Origin of the sequence: Streptomyces sp. S07_1.15, from assembly GCF_020739505.1 — a bacterium.
Classification (GTDB): Bacteria; Actinomycetota; Actinomycetes; order Streptomycetales; family Streptomycetaceae; genus Streptomyces; species Streptomyces xinghaiensis.
The window spans coordinates 4,529,707-4,546,252 of record NZ_JAJBZK010000001.1 but is presented as its reverse complement, the minus strand read 5'-3'; the positions used below and the strand labels follow the sequence as shown (position 1 = coordinate 4,546,252).

Annotated in this window: 9 protein-coding genes; 3 read left to right on the top strand and 6 right to left on the bottom strand. The window is 73.2% G+C overall.

From position 1 onward, the window contains the following. Window position 1 precedes the first annotated feature (1 nt). Window positions 2–1,582 carry a tetratricopeptide repeat protein gene (locus LIX60_RS19560; RefSeq protein ID WP_227959629.1) on the bottom strand — a complete coding sequence of 527 codons (1,581 nt, stop codon included), beginning with the start codon at window positions 1,580–1,582 and terminating at the stop codon, window positions 2–4. A 288-nt stretch (window positions 1,583–1,870) separates the two neighbouring features. On the opposite strand from LIX60_RS19560, the gene LIX60_RS19555 reads away from it, so the two are divergent. Together LIX60_RS19555 and LIX60_RS19550 are read left to right on the top strand one after the other, a co-directional pair. Further along, window positions 1,871–2,356: an ATP-binding protein gene (locus LIX60_RS19555; RefSeq protein ID WP_227959628.1), complete on the top strand. Its 486-nt coding sequence runs from the start codon at window positions 1,871–1,873 to the stop codon at window positions 2,354–2,356. A 129-nt stretch (window positions 2,357–2,485) separates the two neighbouring features. Continuing rightward, the gene (locus LIX60_RS19550) at window positions 2,486–4,237 is read left to right on the top strand and encodes a glycosyltransferase (RefSeq protein WP_227959627.1); all 1,752 of its coding nucleotides are present in this window, start codon (window positions 2,486–2,488) and stop codon (window positions 4,235–4,237) included. 52 nt (window positions 4,238–4,289) lie between these two features. Here the strand turns inward: LIX60_RS19550 and LIX60_RS19545 are convergent, their stop codons facing one another. The 5 genes from LIX60_RS19545 to LIX60_RS19525 all read right to left on the bottom strand — a co-directional run bounded on the left by LIX60_RS19545 (window position 4,290) and on the right by LIX60_RS19525 (window position 15,714). Next, window positions 4,290–5,408, bottom strand: coding sequence for a glycosyltransferase (locus LIX60_RS19545; protein WP_227959626.1), 1,119 nt, complete (start codon window positions 5,406–5,408; stop codon window positions 4,290–4,292). Window positions 5,409–5,500: 92 nt separating this feature from the next. Then, the gene (locus LIX60_RS19540; RefSeq protein WP_227959625.1) at window positions 5,501–8,401 is read right to left on the bottom strand and encodes a CDP-glycerol glycerophosphotransferase family protein; all 2,901 of its coding nucleotides are present in this window, start codon (window positions 8,399–8,401) and stop codon (window positions 5,501–5,503) included. A gap of 236 nt (window positions 8,402–8,637) precedes the next feature. After that, window positions 8,638–13,707 (bottom strand): NAD-glutamate dehydrogenase, encoded by a 5,070-nt coding sequence (locus LIX60_RS19535; protein ID WP_227959624.1) that lies wholly within the window; start codon window positions 13,705–13,707, stop codon window positions 8,638–8,640. Between the two features lie 609 nt (window positions 13,708–14,316). Continuing rightward, window positions 14,317–14,979: an HAD family hydrolase gene (locus LIX60_RS19530; protein ID WP_227959623.1), complete on the bottom strand. Its 663-nt coding sequence runs from the start codon at window positions 14,977–14,979 to the stop codon at window positions 14,317–14,319. A gap of 228 nt (window positions 14,980–15,207) precedes the next feature. After that, entirely contained in the window at window positions 15,208–15,714 is a 507-nt protein-coding gene (locus LIX60_RS19525; protein WP_227959622.1) for a hypothetical protein, read from the bottom strand. Window positions 15,715–16,128: 414 nt separating this feature from the next. Here LIX60_RS19525 and LIX60_RS19520 point away from each other — a divergent pair, with 414 nt between their 5' ends. Further along, window positions 16,129–16,530: an Rv3235 family protein gene (locus LIX60_RS19520; RefSeq protein ID WP_227959621.1), complete on the top strand. Its 402-nt coding sequence runs from the start codon at window positions 16,129–16,131 to the stop codon at window positions 16,528–16,530. Window positions 16,531–16,546: the final 16 nt, after the last annotated feature.

The window sequence follows — 16,546 nt, the reverse complement described above, 5'->3', positions numbered from 1 at the left end:
GTCACGTGACACCTCCTTCGGGTTCTTGTGCTGGGGCTGTGACGGCGCGAGCGGCAGCGCCGACTGCCACCAGCCGTTCACGCAAAGTCTCGACGGCCTCCCGGCCGGGATGGCGGCGGGCCAGGAACGCGGTCAGGTCACCGGCCCGGTGGCGGACGGAGTCGACCACGCGGGTGGAGTCGAGGGCTTGGTGACCGAGAGCGACGGCGGCGTCGGAGTCACCGAGGAGGGCATGGGCGAGGGCGAGGTCGATGCGGGCGATGGCTTCGCGGCTCGGGGACCGGGAGGCCTCAGGCGCCGACTCGTAGGTTGCCAGAGCCTGTTCAGCGTACTGCCGGGCCTGTTCGGCCTGACCGAGCCAGATGAACGAGGTCGCCGAGTAGGAGGTCAGCGCATAGTCCGCCAGGGGCAGTACGTCCAGGCCGAAGCGGCGGGGTGACCGCGGCGGCAGAATCCCATAGGCGTCCTCGGCTGCTCGGAAAGCGGTGGTGAAGCCGTCCGCGTCACCGTCGGCGGCGGCAGCGCGTGCGGCCTGGGCATGGAGCCGCACGGTCAGCGGATGGGGTGCCGCTGCCCCGCTGAGACCCTTAAGCGCAGCATTGCGCGCCTTTCCGGGCCTCTGTTCATACAGGTTGATGGAGGCGGCGGCGTCCATCGCCCATGCACACAGCCGGCCGTGGCCGGCCTGCTCTCCGTGGACGAACGCGTCGGTGGCGAAGGCCAGACCGGTGCGGGCGTCTCCGAGGTCGTGCGCGAGCCAGGCCAAGAGCTCGGACAACCAGCCGGCGAACGTCAGCAGTTCACGTTCCTGTTGGTGGGTGTGTCGGCCCGCGAGGAGAGCGGCGACCTTGCGCCGGTAGTCCATCACCGCGTCGAAGACCGCCTTGGGCGGCTTCAGGGAGTACGCGCGGTTGAACTCGGTGACAGCAAGGTCGAGGTGATCCAGAGTTCCCGAGCCGAGTGAGGTCGCCTCGGCCTGGCGGGTGAACTCCATGGCCTCGGCGGCGGCCTGATCAAGAATCCTTGCCGCGGCGGCCGGGGAGGCCATGGCCAGTCCGGCGAGTTTCACCGCGTCGCGTCGCTTCGTTGCCTCCACCTCCGTGAAGGTCCGCGGGCCTGCACCCGCTTGGGCTGCTTCCCTTTCGGAGAGTGTTCCATCCGGGCCGTGCCCCCTCCAGAGCGGACTGGATCCATCCGTCGCAGGAGCGGATGAGTAGTCGTGGGCGAACCCCAACTCGACGGGGCCGGTGGCGAACAAGCGGCACAGCAGATCCTGGTAGTCGGGGCTGGGCAGTCGGCCGGCCTCCCAGTCCTTCCAGGAGCGTTCGGAGAGGCCCACCTTGGCCAAGCACTCATCCTCAACCAACTGGTGGGCGGCGGCGACAGCCTGGGCGACCGTCCAGCCCATGGCCAGGCAGCGGCATTTGAGACGGCGGTGGCCGCAGTGGTCCTCGATCTCGGCGGCCACCTGCGCGGCCAGGGCCTGGGGCACGGGATCGGGCGACCCGGCCCGGCCCAGGGTCCGCTCGCGCAGTGATCTGCCGCACGACACGTCGTGGACCGCTCTGGGCTGCTGTCTCACTTGGGATCTCACCGGTCGACTCCCCCTCGGGCACAAGGCGGCGTCAGGTCGGTCCGCCTGTGATGGCCAACGAGTTCGGGCTTGCCACGGCACGCCATGAGACCTCTCCGCCATGGGCGGACCGACCGCCCACTGGGGGCGTCGAACCCGCCCATTGAGGGCGGGCACCTCTCACTACCTGCGCCAACCCGGGCGGATCAGTCTTGACTCCCGTGCCACGTCTGGCCGACGGCACCGGCCGCATGCACCACCGCGGCGCGGACCCCGACCCGAAAGTGAGATCCGGCCATGTCCGAACTGAGGACACAGAAGTACTTCGACGCCAGGCCCCAGTCCGTCGGCCTGGCACGCGAGTTCACCACCGCCACCTTGTCGTCCTGGGGACTGGACAGGCTCTCGGACGATGTCCGGCTCTGCGTCTCCGAATTGGCCACCAACGCGCTCGTCCATGGAACGGAGCCCGGACGCGGCTTCCTCGTCATGCTGAGCAACGACGACAATGTCGTACACCTCGAAGTGCACGACAGCCGCAGCCTTCGCCGCGACAGTCACCGGCCGCACGTCCACCACCCGGGCCCGGCGGACGCCTCCGGCCGCGGGCTGCTGCTCGTCGAGATGCTCGCCGATGCCTGGGGAGTCGAGAGCCGCCAGCCGTTCGGCAAGATCGTCTGGTCGCGTTTCAAGGCCGTCGCCGCCACCCTGGAAGCAGCATGCTCGCCGGCGGCGCCCGCCGTACCATCCGGCCACATCCCCTCTCTGCACGGTCCGCACTGACCCATGAGAGGGAACTCCTGGTCGGTCCCCAGCCGTCACTCCCGAACGCGCGCCCCTGAGGCCCGGCGACGAGCCGCCACCGGCCGCGCTCAAGCCGGATCCGCTACCACGGCGGATAACTTTGTCCCCATGGATGCCGATATGCCGCCGCCGGTACCCGCCGCGCAGATCAGTGTGATCGTCATCGGCTACAACGACGCGGCGCACATCAGGACGGCGGTGGGCTCGGCCCTCGCGCAGGGGCCCGCCGTCCGCGAGGTGATCGCCGTGGACGACGCCTCCACCGACGGCACCGGTGCCCTCCTCGACCGGATGGCGGCTCACGAGCCCCGGCTGCGGGTGCGGCACCGGACCGTCAACAGCGGCGGCTGCGGCAGCCCCCGCAACGACGGGCTGCGGCAGGCCACCGCCCCGTACGTGATGTTCCTCGACAGCGACGACGTGCTGCCGCCGGGCGCCGCAGACGCTCTCCTCAGGGCCGCCCTCCGGCACGCGGCGCCGGTCGTCGCGGGCGCCTGCCTCCGGCGCGAACTGCCGCTGCGGCGCGACACCCGCTGGCAGCGCGCTCTCTACCTGGGCGAGGCGGTCCACGACGCGCCGGAGCTGCAGCCGCGCCTGGTCCGCGACACTCTCTGCGTCAACAAGCTGTACGACCGGGCGTTCCTCGCCGCGCACGGCATCACCTTCCCCGAAGGCCCGTTCCGTTACGAGGACTTCGTCTTCACCGCCCGGGTGCTGGCCGCCCGCCCCCGGATCGCCGTCATCCCCGACACCGTCTACATCTGGCACGTCCGCCGCACCGCCGCCCGGCCCTCGATCTCGCTGGACCGGAACCGGGTGGACGGCTGGCGGGCCCGGCTGACGGCGCACCGGCTGGCCGTGGACACCCTGCAACTGGCCGGGCAGCGGCGGCTGGCCCACGCCGCCCGGGTGAAGTTCCTCGACCACGACCTGCGGATATACCTGCGGGAACTGGGCCGGCGAGACGAGGACCACCGTCTCGCCTGGTGGGACCTCACCCGGGAGCATCTGGAGTCGTTCGGCGAGGAGGACCTGCTCGCCGCCCGCGCGCCCGCCCGGTGGAGCGCCCGGGTGATCGCGGCCGCCGATCACCCCCGCGACGTGGAGCGGCTGGCCGGGCTCGCCGTCCACCCGGCCCGGCTGCTGCCCCCGTACGCGCGGGTCAACGGCCGGCCGGTGTGGGCGATCGATCTGCCGGCCGTCCTGCTCGACCGGGTGGACGGGACACCCCTGCACCGGCTGCCGGTGACGGTCGACGGCACGCTCCGCGCGCACGAGCGCGGCACCGGCAGCAGAGGCCGCGGCGACGGAAACGGAAGCGGAAGCGGTGTCCGGAGCGGGGACGGGAGCACCGGCGCCCTCGGCCTCACCCGGACCCGGCTGCGGCTCGTCCTGCGCGTCCACGAGCTGTACGGACGGCTGATGGCCGCCGGGGGCCCGGTCACCGTGGACGTCGAGCTGCGCCACCGCGACGACGGCCGTCTGGGACTGGCCCGGAACGCCCTCCTCACCCGGGACGACACCGCGGCCCCGTCCTGGACGGCCGAGGTCCTGCTCGGCCTGGACGCCCCGGGCACCGCCGGACCGGCCGCCTCCGCCGGCGGGCGCGGCGGAACGCCGGAGATCTGGGACGTCCGGGTCAGGATCCACTGTGCGGACGGCGGTTCCCTCTACACCGGCGTGCGGGCCGCCGGTCCGCTGCCGCGCCGCGGTGTGGCGGCCGGCCTGAACGGTCTGCTGCTGGTGCACCCGTTCGAGGCGGCGGGCGGCTCACTCGCGCTGCGGGTGGCGCGCGGGCCGCGCAGCGCGCTCCGTATCGCCGGCCGGGCGCTGCGGCGGGGGCTGGCCGAGCGGTGGTGAGTCCCGCCCCGCTCCCCGTGCCGGCTTCGCCTACGGCTCCTTCGCCGTCCGTTCAGCGGTCGATCTCGTCGAACAGGGCTTCCCAGCGGTCGAGCACCGCCGGCAGCGCGATCGGGGCGACGTGCTCCCGTGCCGCGCGCCCGAAACGCTCCCGCAGCGCGTCGTCCGCCACCAGTTCGCGCAGCGCGGCGGTGAACGCCTCCTGGTCGCCGGGGCGCACCAGCCTGCCGGTGCGGCCGTCGGCGACCAGTTCCCGCACCCCGGCCGAGAGGTCGAAGCTCACGGCGGGCACCCCGCAGGCGGCCGCCTCCGCCACGGCCATCGGGCGCCCCTCGCGCTCGCTGGTGAGCGCCAGCACGGACAGCTCCCGGTAGGCGGCGGCCACATCGCGCACGCTGCCCCGGAAGACGACCCGCTCCCCGCAGCCGAGCCGGGCGGCCCGCCCGCGCAACTCCGGTTCCAGCGGCCCGTCGCCGAAGAGGTGCAGCTCCCAGCCGGGCCGGCCGGGCGCGATTTCCGCGAAGGCGTCGATCAGCCGGTCCAGCCGCTTGATCTCCTCCAGCCTGCCGACGGCGCCGATCCGCCGGGTGTCGAGCGGGGCGGGCGCGGGGGCCGTGAAGGGCAGCGGGTTGGGCATCACGGCGGCGTTCGGCAGCCGCTGCCGGCGGAAGTCGGCGGCGTCGCCCTCACTGAGGAAGAGGGACTTCTCCAGCTCCGGGTAGTGCCGCAGGATCAGCCGGAGGTTCGCCGAGGCGCGTGCCTGCGCGAACGACTCGTGGTACTGGCCGATGCCCTTGAGGTGCGGCCGGTCGACGGCGGACAGCCAGTCCACGGCCCAGGGCGAGCCGATGATGACGTAGCCCCGGCCGGCGGTGGCGAACCGGGCGGCCAGCCGTTCCCGGGCCCGGTCGCGCTCCGCGCGGCGCGCCCGGCTCTCCAGCAGCCGGGTGGGGCCGAGGCGTTCGGTGAGACTGCGGGCCGGGCGGAGGGGCGCCGCGGGGGCGGGGTAGAGCGTGGTGTGCCGGTAGGCGGGGTCGGTGTGGTAGCGGTACGGCTCCGGGCTCGGCCGGATGCCGATCAGCTCCGTGCGGTGCCCGCGCTCCCCGAACCCTTGTGCGAGGGTGTGCAGGACGCGTTGCGAGCCGCCCATCGAGTCGACGTCGATGCCCACGAGGAAGACGGTGCGCGCCCCGGCCGCCGCGCGGGCTCCGGCGCGTGCGCCCCCATGTGCGCCGCTGTGTGCGCCGGCACCCGCGCCGCCGCTCACGGTGCGCCCCCCTCGAAGAACCGGTCGACCACGGCCTTGCTCTCCTGTCCGGTCTCCCGGGAGGCGAACTTCGCCCGGAAGCGGGCGTACGCCGCGGCCCACTCCCCGGTCACCCGGTCCAGGTCCCGTACCGCCGCCACCAGTTCCGCGGTGGTCCCGAGCATCGGCCCGGGAGCGATGTCCGGCAGGTCGTAGTACGTTCCGCGCGAGCCGCCGCTGTACTCCTCGTAGTCGTCGGTGAAGAGCAGGATCGGCCGTCCCAGGGCCGCGTAGTCGAACATCAGGGAGGAGTAGTCCGTCACCAGCGCGTCGGAGGCCAGCAGCAGGTCGTTGACGTCGGTGAAGCCCCGTCCGTCCCGGACCGCGTGCCCGAGTTCCGGCGGCACGGCGAACCGGTCGTAGGCGTGCGGGCGGACCACCACGGTCCACTCCTCGCCCAGCCCCTCGGCCAGCTCCGCCAGGTCCACCCGGATCGAGTCGCCGCTGCCCCGCAGGCCGTCCCGGAAGGTCGGCGCGTAGAGCAGCACCCGGTGGCCGTCCGGGATCTGCAGCCGGTCGCGGGCCGCGGCCGCCCGGGCCCGCTGCGCGGGTTCGTTCCAGCGCACCAGGACGTCGTTGCGGGGCAGTCCGCAGCGCAGCAGCTCACCGGTGTAGCCGTTGGCCCGGACGAACGTGCGCTCGAACTCCTCGCTGGGCGCGATCAGGACGTCCCAGCGGGCCACCATGTCCCGGTGGATGCGCCGCCGCTCCTCGCCGCCCAGCCGCAGTTCGGGGGTGTCGAAGCCCATGTGCTTCAGCGCCTGGCCGTGCCAGGTCTGCAGATAGCGGGTCTCCGGGCGCTTGGCGTAGACGGAGGGGATGCCGTGCGAGTCCACCCAGAACCCGGCCCGGGCGAGCGTACGGACGTACGCCCAGCTGCCGCGCCGGACGAGCGGCACCCCGGGCGGGAAGGACGAGCGGTCCCCCGCGTACGACCACACGCTCCGGTACGGCAGCCCGCGCCGCACCAGCTCCTCGTGGATGTAACGGGGGCTGTCGGCGTAACCGGCGCCCTCCATCGCCTCGAAGAGCACCAGGTGCCGGTCGACCGGGAGCCGCCACAGCTCACGCTCCACCATGGCCTTCAGCCGGGGACCCGACAGCCGCCGCAGCAGCCGCCGGGCCTCGCGGTGGACCGGGCCCAGCCGGGGCGCCACCTCGGCCGCCAGGCGGAGCGCGCCTCCACGCCGCCAGCGGAACTCCAGCCGCCCGGCGCCGCGGTCCTCGCAGACGACGCGGAGCTCGTGGCCGCCGAGCGGTCCGGCCCGGGGCAGCGCCGTCCGCAGGGGACGCAGATCGAGCGGGGCCAGCAGCGGGTCCCGGCGGCTGAGGCCGTGCCGGGTGAGGACGACCACCGGGTGGCGGCGGCCGGCGAAGCCCTTGGCCCGCAGCGGGATACGGCGCGGGTCGAGGGCGATCTCGGCGGTGTACTCGCCGCCAGTGGTGCCGGTGGTGCCGGTGGTGCCGGAAGGGGCGGCTGCGACGGCCGTTCCGGGCTCGTCCGGCTCCGCCCGCCGGTAGCGGAAGGGGACCTTCAGCGGCGGTCCGCCGGCGCTCAGCCACAGCTCGGCCGTCAGCCCGTCCTCCCGGCCCGGCGTTCCCGCGGTGTCCGTGAGCAGCCCCGCCGGGTCGTGGGTGCGCAGGCGCAGCCGGAGCAGCGGCCCGTCGGGGGCCAGGTCCTCGGCCTCGTGGCGTATCCGGCCGCCGCCGAACGGCTGTTCCGTCAGCCGCCACTCGGTGATGTCCAGGTCGGCGGCCGCGTCCGTCCCCGCGTCCGGGAGCCGCGCGCCCCAGTACGTCCGCCCGGCGCCGTCCCGTACCGCGTGGCGCGGCGCGATGCCCGGCCGTCCGAGCCCCCGGGCGCACTGCCGCACCTCCGCGTACCGGCCCTCGCGGAGCAGCCGCAGACAGACGCGCTCGTCGCGCGGGAGCGACGCGACCGCCTCCGGGGCGAGGCCGTCCAGGTAGGGGACGGTCTCGGCGGCGAAGCGCGCGGTCCACCCGGGACCGCGGAAAGCCAGGTCTCCGAGATAGAGGCGGAAGTCGTGATGGAGGAACTTCCGGTCCTTCGCGGGGCGCAGATCGGCGTTGCCACTCTCCGCCAGAAAGGCGTCGATCATCCGGGCCACGGCGATCCGGTCGACGACGTTACGGATGCGGTGGCGGCTGGAGGAGATCGACGGCCGGGCCGGGTCGGCCGCCAGGCGCCAGGTGTAGACGGGCCACGGGACCACGGCGAACCGGCGGGCCAGGGTGAAGGCGCGGGCGGAGAAGAGCTGGTCCTCGTAGTGGATGCCCTCGGGGAAGCGCAGCCGGTGGCGGGCGATGAAGCCGGCCGCGTAGAGCTTGTTGGTGGAGAGGTGGTCGAAGAAGAACTCCGGGGCCTCCCGGATGCCCTCGACGACCCGTTCGTCCGCGAAGAGGTCCGGGTACCACAGACCGGTGGTGCCGGACTCCTCGTAGAGCCGGGTCACCTCGCCGGTGACGAAGTCCGCACCGGTCCGCTCGGCGGTGAGCAGCAGGGACTTGCAGGCGTGCCGGGGCAGCTCGTCGTCGCTGTCCAGGAACATCAGCCAGGGTGCCCGGGCCTCCTCGATACCGCGGTTGCGGGGGGCGCTGCAGCCACCGCTGTTCGCGGGGAGCCGGCAGACGCGCACCCGGTCCGGGTCGGCGGCGGCCAGGCGGCGGGCCGTCTCGTGGGAGCCGTCGGTGCTGTGGTCGTCCACGATCACGACCTCGACGGCGTGCAGCGTCTGCGCGAGGACGGACCGCACGGCGGCCGGGAGGCGGTCGGCGTCGTTGTAAACGATCACGATCACCGAGACGTCCGGGGTCCGCCTTCCCTCTCCGGTCGTCATGCTCATCCCTGCCTTCCGGACGGGCCGGACACGGACAGAACGGGATCATCCGCCGTCCCATCGTACGGAGAGCCGGGCAGATCCGCGCGGGGGAACGGAACGGGCACGGCGCCCCGCACCGGCCCGCACGACCCCGCACGGACCGGGCGCGGCCCCGGAAACGCCGCGCGGGGCGGCCCGGCGCGAGCCGGACCGCCCCCACGCTGCGGAGCCGGGCCCCGTCCGCGACACCCCCGTCAGCGGTGTGCGCGCAGCAGCGTCCGCATGGTGCGCATCGCCACGGAGAGATTGGCCAGATCGAACGAGTCCGAGCCGTGGATCTCATCGAGCGTGGCCCGCGCGCGGGCCAGGATCGCACTGTTCTTCCGCTGCCAGGCGTCGAAACGCTGTTCGGGCGTCGAGGTGCCGTTGCCGGCCGCGAGCACATCGGCCGTGAGCGCCGCGTGCGCCGCGAAGAGATCCTCGCGGATGGCGGCGCGGGCCATCGACTGCCACCGGTCGGAGCGCGGCAGTTCGATGATCCGGTCCATCAGCCGGCTGATCCGCAGCCGGTCCGCGAGGTCGTAGTACACCTCGGCGACGTCCAGCGGCGTCTTGTCGTTGCGGTCCGCGATCGCCACGATGTCCAGCGTCGGGAACGCCGACGAGAAGCCCGCCACCCGCGCGGCCAGCTCGCCCGGTACCCCCGCGGCGGTCAGGTCGTCCAGGTTGGCCTGGTACCACTCCAGGTCCGCGCCCCTGAGCAGCTTGGGGAGCTGGGACCAGACGGCCTCCACCCGCTCGCCGAAGAAGTCGATCGTCTCGGCGATCTCCAGCGGCTGCGGGCGGTTGTTGAGCAGCCAGCGGCTGCCGCGCTCCACCAGCCGCCGCGAGTGCAGCCGGATCCGGGTCTGGACGACCGCCGGGACACGGTTGTCCAGCGCCTCCACCGCATCCCAGACGGAACCCAGGCCGAAGATCGCGCGGGCTGAGGTCTGCGCCCGGACGACCTCCGCCGTCGAGGCTCCGGTCTCCTCCCGCATCCGGTGCAGAAAAGTGGTGCCGGCGCTGTTGACCGTGTCGTTGACCAGCACGGTGGTCACGATCTCGCGGCGCAGCGCGTGCCCGTCGATCTGCTCCGGGAACCGCTCCCGCAGCGCCTGCGGGAAGTAGGCGTGCAGCAGCCGCTGGAGGTACGGGTCGTCCGGGAGATCGGTGCCGATCAGCTCCTCGGCCGCGGTGATCTTGTCATAGGCGAGCAGCACGGCCAGTTCCGGCTGGGTGAGGCCGCGGCTGTTCGCCAGCCGTTCCTTGATCTGCCGGTCGGCGGGCAGGAACTCCAGCGCCCGGTCCAGGTCGCCGGTGCGTTCCAGCCGGCGGATGGCGCGCTGGTGGGCGTGGAGCAGGCTGGGCGCCTGGGTCACGGCGTTGGCGAGCGCGACGTTCTGCGCGTAGTTGTTGCGCAGTACCAGGGCGCCGACCTCGTCGGTCATCTCGGCGAGCAGCTTGTTGCGCTGTTTGACGGTCATGTCGCCGTTGGCGACGACCGCGTTGAGCAGGATCTTGATGTTCACCTCGTGGTCGGAGGTGTCCACCCCGGCGCTGTTGTCGATCGCGTCGGTGTTGACGTGTCCGCCGGTGCCGTCCGGGCCGCCGTGAATGGCGAACTCGATCCGGCCGAGCTGGGTCGCGCCGAGGTTGCCCCCCTCGCCGATCACCTTGGCCCGCACGTCCCGGCCGTCGACGCGGATGGCGTCGTTGGCCTTGTCGCCGACATCCGCGTTGCTCTCCGAGGCCGCCTTGACGTACGTGCCGATGCCGCCGTTCCACAGCAGGTCGACGGGTGCGCTGAGGATGGCCTTCATCAGCTCGGCCGGGGTCATCTTGGTGATCCCCGCCTCGATCCCGAGCGCCTCCCGGATGTGCGCGTTCACGGGGACGGACTTCGCGGAGCGCGGATGGATCCCGCCGCCGGGCGAGAGCAGGGAGGTGTCGTAGTCCGCCCAGGAGCTGCGCGGCAGTTCGAAGAGGCGGCGCCGCTCGGCGTAGGAGACGGCGGCATCCGGGTCCGGGTCGAGGAAGATGTGCCGGTGGTCGAAGGCCGCGACGAGGCGGATGTGCTCGCTGAGCAGCATGCCGTTGCCGAAGACGTCCCCGGACATGTCGCCGACGCCGACGACCGTGAAGTCCTCCGTCTGGGTGTCGTGGCCCAGCTCGCGGAAGTGCCGCTTGACGGACTCCCACGCGCCGCGGGCGGTGATGCCCATGCCCTTGTGGTCGTAGCCCGCGGAGCCGCCGGAGGCGAAGGCGTCGCCGAGCCAGAAGCCGTAGGCGGTGGCGACCTCGTTGGCGATGTCGGAGAACGACGCGGTGCCCTTGTCGGCGGCGACGACGAGGTAGGTGTCGTCCCCGTCGTGCCGGACGACGTCCTCGGGGTGGACCACCTCGCCGCCGACGAGGTTGTCGGTGATGTCGAGCAGACCGGAGATGAAAGTCTTGTAGCAGGCGATGCCCTCGGCCAGCCAGGCGTCGCGGTCCACGGCCGGGTCCGGCAGCCGCTTGCCGACGAAGCCGCCCTTGGCGCCGACCGGCACGATGACGGTGTTCTTCACCATCTGCGCCTTGACCAGGCCGAGGATCTCGGTGCGGAAGTCCTCGCGCCGGTCGGACCAGCGCAGCCCGCCGCGGGCCACCTTGCCGAAGCGGAGGTGGACGCCCTCGACGCGGGGCGAGTAGACCCAGATCTCGTACGCGGGGCGGGGTGCCGGCAGATCGGGGATGGCCTGCGGGTCGAGCTTGAAGGAGACGTAGCCGTGCCAGCGGCGGCCGGTGTCCGCATCCCGCTCGCCGCGTCCACCCTCCGCCTGCCGGCCCCCCTTGCCGCTTCCACCATCCGCCTGCCGGCCCCCCTTGCCGCTTCCACCATCCGCATGCTGGAAGTGGTTGGTGCGCAACGTGGCGTTGATGACGGTGAGGAAGGAGCGCAGGATGCGGTCCTCGTCCAGGCTCGCCACCTGGTCGAGGGCGCCCTCCAGTTCCTCCAGCAGCCCGTCGGTGAGCTCGCGGCCGGCCCGCTGCCGTTCCGGGGCCATCCGGGCCTCGAACAGGCTGACGAGCAGCCGGGTGGTGTGGACGTTGTGGCGGAGGGTGTCCTCCATGTACTCCTGGCTGAACGTCGAGCCCGCCTGCCGCAGGTACTTCGCGTAGGCGCGCAGCACCATGGCCTGCCGCCAGGTCAGTCCGGCGCTCAGCACCAGCGCGTTGAAGCCGTCGTTCTCGGCCTCGTCCTTCCAGACGGCGGCGAACGCCTCCTGGAAGCGGTCGCGGGCGTCGTCGCCGAGGTAGTCGCCGTCGGTCTTCGGCATCCGCAGCCCGAAGTCGTAGATCCAGGCGGTGGTGCGGTCGGCGCAGCGCAGCTCGTACGGGCGTTCGTCGACGACCTCGACGCCCAGCCGCTGGAGCACGGGCAGCACCGCGGACAGCGAGACCTGCTCACCGGTGCGGTAGATCTTGAAACGGCGTTCGCCCGGGGCGGCGCCCACCGGCTCGTACAGGCTGAGCGCGAAGTCCCGCTCACCCGGGGTGAGTTTCTCCAGGTGCTGGAGGTCGGAGACGGCGCTGCGCGGCGAGTGGTCGGCCTTGTAGCCCTCGGGGAAGGCGTCGCCGTAGCGCCGGGCGAGCTCGGCGGCGTACTCCTCGCCCAGTTCGGCGTGGAGCGCCTCGGAGAAGCCGTCGGTCCAGGAGCGGGCGGCCTCGGCCAGGCGTGCCTCGATCCGCTCGGCGTCGGCCTCCGTCAGGTCGGGGAGCTCCGTGCCCTGCGGGACCCGGATGACGAAGTGCAGCCGGGACAGAATCGATTCTGTGTTCCAGGCGGTGAAGTCGACGCTGGTGCCGCCCAGTTCCTCCTTGAGGATGTCGATCAGCCGCAGCCGGACGGTGGTGTTGAAGCGGTCCCGCGGCAGGTAGACCAGGGCCGAGTAGTAGCGGCCGTACTCCTCCTGGCGCAGGTAGAGGCGGAGCCGGCGGCGCTCCTGGAGGTAGAGCACGCTGGTGGCGATGGAGCGGAGCTGGCCGACCGGGGTCTGGAACAGCTCGTCCCGCGGGTAGGTCTCCAGGATCTGCAGCAGGTCGCGGCCGTCGTGGCTGTCGGCGTCCACGCCCGCGCCGGAGAGCACCTCGGCCACCTTGCGGCGGACCACCGGCACGCGGGTGACCGACTCGGTGTACGCGGCGGAGGAGAAGAGGCCGAGGAAGCGGCGCTCACCGATGACGTTGCCGTGGCTGTCGAACTTCTTGACCCCGATGTAGTCGAGGTAGGAGGGGCGGTGCACGGTGGCCCGGCTGTTCGCCTTGGTCAGCACCAGCAGCCGGTGCTCACGGGCCTTGGCCCGGGCGTCGGCCGGCAGCCGGCTGAACGAGGACGAGACCGGCCTGCCCTCACTGTCGCGCCGGTGGTTCGGGTCGGAGCGGAGGATGCCGAGCCCGGTGCCCGGGACCGCGCGCAGCGCGTCCTCCTCGCCACCGCTCTCGCCGGGCACGGACGTCAGCTCGTACTCGCGGTAGCCGAGGAAGGTGAAGTGGTCGGCGGCCAGCCAGCGGAGCAGTTCCCGGGCCTCCTCGACGTCCTGCGGGGGCACGTCCTCGGAGATCGGCTCGGTGTGGAGGTCGTCCGCGAGGCGCAGCGCGGCGCCGTGCATCTTCTCCCAGTCCTCGACGGTCTCCCGGACGTCGGAGAGGACCCGGCGCAGATCGGCGGTGATCTGCTTGAGGTCGGCGCGGTCGGTCTCGCGGTCGATCTCGACGTGGATCCAGGACTCGGAGAGCGCGTCGAGCGTGCGCTCGCCGGGCGCCCGGCCCGGGTCGAGGACCTCGATCAGCGTGCCGGTGACGTCGCGGCGGACGGGCACCAGCGGGTGGACGACGACGTGGATGCCGCGGCCCTGGCGGGACAGCTCGTTGGTGACGGAGTCGACCAGGAAGGGCATGTCGTCCGTGACCACCTCCACCACGGAGTGGCTGCACGTCCAGCCGTTCTCCTCGACGGTGGGGGTGTACACCCGGACGTTCGCCTTGCCCTGCGGGCGGTTCTCGGCGAGCCGGAGGTGGGAGAGGGCCGCGCCGAGGACGTCGACCGGGTCGCGGTCGACCAGGTCCTCCGCCGCGGTGTGCCGGTAGTAGCGCTGGAGGTAGGCGCGGAGGGCCTCCTCGTCGAGGATTCCGTCGCGGTGGAAACCGGCCGGCTGTCCGCCTCCGGCCGGGCTCTTCTCGGCGACCCGGGCTGCTCGGGCGAGCAGCTCGGCCTTGGCTTCGTCCAGCTTGTTCTGCATGTCGTTCAGGCTCCTGTCGCGCGCCGTTGCGTGACGTGGGTGAGGGTGACGGTGTGCCGCGACGCGGGGAACACGGAGGATCGCGTCGCGTCCGGCCTGATGCCGGGATAAGAGAGGACCGGTCCGTTACCGGCCATGGTCGGCCGCTGGGGCCGCTGCCGCGATCCGGCGCCGCGGGCATCGCCGCGGCGCACCGGGGGGCGCGGTACCGCCGCCGGCCCGCGCCACGGGTTCGGGCCCCGATGGCGACGGCCGGACGAGGGGGCGGCGCTGCCCCCGCGGGATATCGCGCAGATCACGGCCCCAGGCTATCGCTCCGCACACGGGCTGGGTCATCAGCCGATTATTCAGAAGACCGGGGCGAAATTTGACGTTGTGGACAGTGACAGCGGGGGTCACCGGGGGCATTCGGGACGGCCGCCCGACCCCGGCCGGTGGGTTGGACGGCGCATACCGCGGGCAGCGCCGAGGCCGGCGGGACCCCCGCCCCGGCGCACGCGGGCGCACGGGACCGTACCGGCCCAACCCGTACGATCCGTACGCCCGTTCAGGGGGTTCACCCGCCCCGGCGGCAGGCCGGGCCGGTGCGCCGGCCGGCTCCCGGCCCGCTCAGCCGACCAGGGCCTCGGCCGCCTCCACCGCCTCGTCGAGCGTGTCCACGACCGGCACCCCGGCCTGCTCCAGACTGCCCCGGCTGTGCGATCCACCGGTGTAGAGCACGGCCCGCGCCCCGATGTGGCGGGCCGCCACGGCGTCGTCCAGCGCGTCACCGATCACCACGACACGGTCGGCCGGTATCGCGCCCAGCGACGTGAGATGGCTCACCATCTGCTCGGCCTTGCCCACATGGGAGGGGCCCCGGCGGCCGTCCACGCGGGTGAAGTGCTCCTCGATGCCGTGGTTCCGCACGATCGGCACCAGGTGCTCGTGCGGGGCGAGGGAGCACAGCGACTGGGTGTGCCCGTCGGCCCGGCGGCGGTTCAGCAGCTCCTTGGCACCGGGGGTCAGCCCGGCGCTCCCCGCGCGGGCCCAGTAGTGCCGGTGGAAGACCGCGTCCATCCTCTCCCACTCGGTGTCGGTGGGCAGCCGCCCCATCAGCCGCTCGTAGAAGCGGGGCACGGGCACGCAGTACAGCTCCCGGTACCGCTCCAGGGTGATCGGCTCCAGGCCGAACTCCGCGAACGAGGCGTTCGTCGCCTCGATCACGGCCTCGATGTCGTGGAAGAGAGTGCCGTTCCAGTCCCACACGATGTGGGCCGTCCGCTGTCCCATGCCCCGACGGTAGCGGCGGGCACCGACAACGCGGCGGCCGGGCACCGGAAACGGCCCCGGGCCAGGGGGTTTCCGGCCAACCGGTCAACCGGCCGCCCGGCCGCCCCGCCCCGTCACCGCGAGCCGGCGCCGGCCCGGCGCGGCCGTCGGCCCGCCGTTTCCGGCTCTGGCTCCGCTCCGCTCCCCGTCCCCCTGGGCCCCGGAACCCGGACCCGGCACCCGGACCCGTCAGTCCAGCAGGTGCTCGATCTCCTGGGTGGCGTACCAGAGCAGTTCGTGGTCCTCGGCGCCGTCCACCGTGAACCGCGCGTCCTCGTCCCCCCGGTCGGCCGCGCCCAGGGCGGCGGCGGCCGCCGCCACGTCCGGCTCGGCGTCCTCCGCGTCGATGTGGACGGCCGCCGCCTTCGTCAGCGGTACGGCCGCCCGGACGCGCACCTCGCCCACGGCGGCGGAGTCCAGGGCCCGGTCCGGGTCCGCGGTGACGAGGCCGTCGGGGACGTCCACGGCCACCACGAGCCTGCGGCGGGGCGCCCGGGGGTCGATGGCGAGCAGCCTCAGCGAGGCCTGCGCGGCCCGGCTCAGCGCCGCGTACTCCAGTTCCTCGACGTCCTCGGAGACGTACCACTCGCGCAGCGCGGGCGTGACGGCGTAGGCGTCCAGCGGGGCAGGGCCCAGTTCGCCCGCCCGCCGGGCCTCGGCGAGTCCGGGCAGGGTGGTGGGGACATAGACGCGCATGGCTGCCGTTTCTCCTGGGGCACTGGCTGACGGTGCGGCCAGCATACGGGCGGCGTCCTCTTTCGGATTGCCGGGGCGGCCCGCCGCAGACCGCCCTCCAGCCCCTTTCCGGCTTCGACGGGACGGCAAAGTCCCAGCTCAGCAGCGTGCACTCACTCTGATAGGTGAATCTCCGCGCGCTCCGGTCCCGCCGGTTCGCGCGGTTGCGCACCGCTCCCCGCGGCCGTTAGAAGTCTCGGCGGAGCGAAGTTACCGCCCGGTAGAAGCCGGGCGCCGACAGAACGGGGCATCGGTATGGACAGGATCGGTACGGCCGGAACGGGACGCCGCCCGACGGGCCCGGGCCGGGGACGGAGCGGCCCGCCGGCCCGGCGCGATCCGCGCGGCCCCGCCCCCACGGGCACCGTTCCGGGGGTGACGGCCCGCCGGCGGCGGGAACGCGAACTGCTGCCCCGCTACTGGTTCGCGGACCGCCTGCTGCTGACCCTCAGCGGACAGCGCCCGGTCCACTGGATGCTCGGCCACACCGCGGGCCCGGCCTACGAACAGCTGGTACGGCTCGCACCGCGGGCACCGCTCGCCCCGCCCCGGACCTCCGTCCGGGGCACCCGGCCGGTCCCCGTCGTCGGCCGCTGCGACGAGTACCGGCCGCGTCCGGGCGTCATCGAGGCCTACGCGCGCGTCCTCACCGGCGACCGGGTGCAGGCGCTGGCCTTCCGGCTGGAGCACGGCCGCGACGGCCGCTGGCGCTGCTCCGCCGTGGAACTGGGCCCCGAACCCGGCGTCCCGGCCGCGCGCGGCGGAATGGGGACCTGAGGCGCGGGCCGGGAGA

Coding starts and splice junctions, on each gene's coding strand:
- LIX60_RS19525 (WP_227959622.1), bottom strand. CDS start 15,714: ATGCGCGTCTATGTCCCCACCACCCTGCCCGGACTCGCCGAGGCCCGG.
- LIX60_RS19555 (WP_227959628.1), top strand. CDS start 1,871: ATGTCCGAACTGAGGACACAGAAGTACTTCGACGCCAGGCCCCAGTCC.
- LIX60_RS19550 (WP_227959627.1), top strand. CDS start 2,486: ATGGATGCCGATATGCCGCCGCCGGTACCCGCCGCGCAGATCAGTGTG.
- LIX60_RS19535 (WP_227959624.1), bottom strand. CDS start 13,707: ATGCAGAACAAGCTGGACGAAGCCAAGGCCGAGCTGCTCGCCCGAGCA.
- LIX60_RS19540 (WP_227959625.1), bottom strand. CDS start 8,401: ATGACGACCGGAGAGGGAAGGCGGACCCCGGACGTCTCGGTGATCGTG.
- LIX60_RS19530 (WP_227959623.1), bottom strand. CDS start 14,979: ATGGGACAGCGGACGGCCCACATCGTGTGGGACTGGAACGGCACTCTC.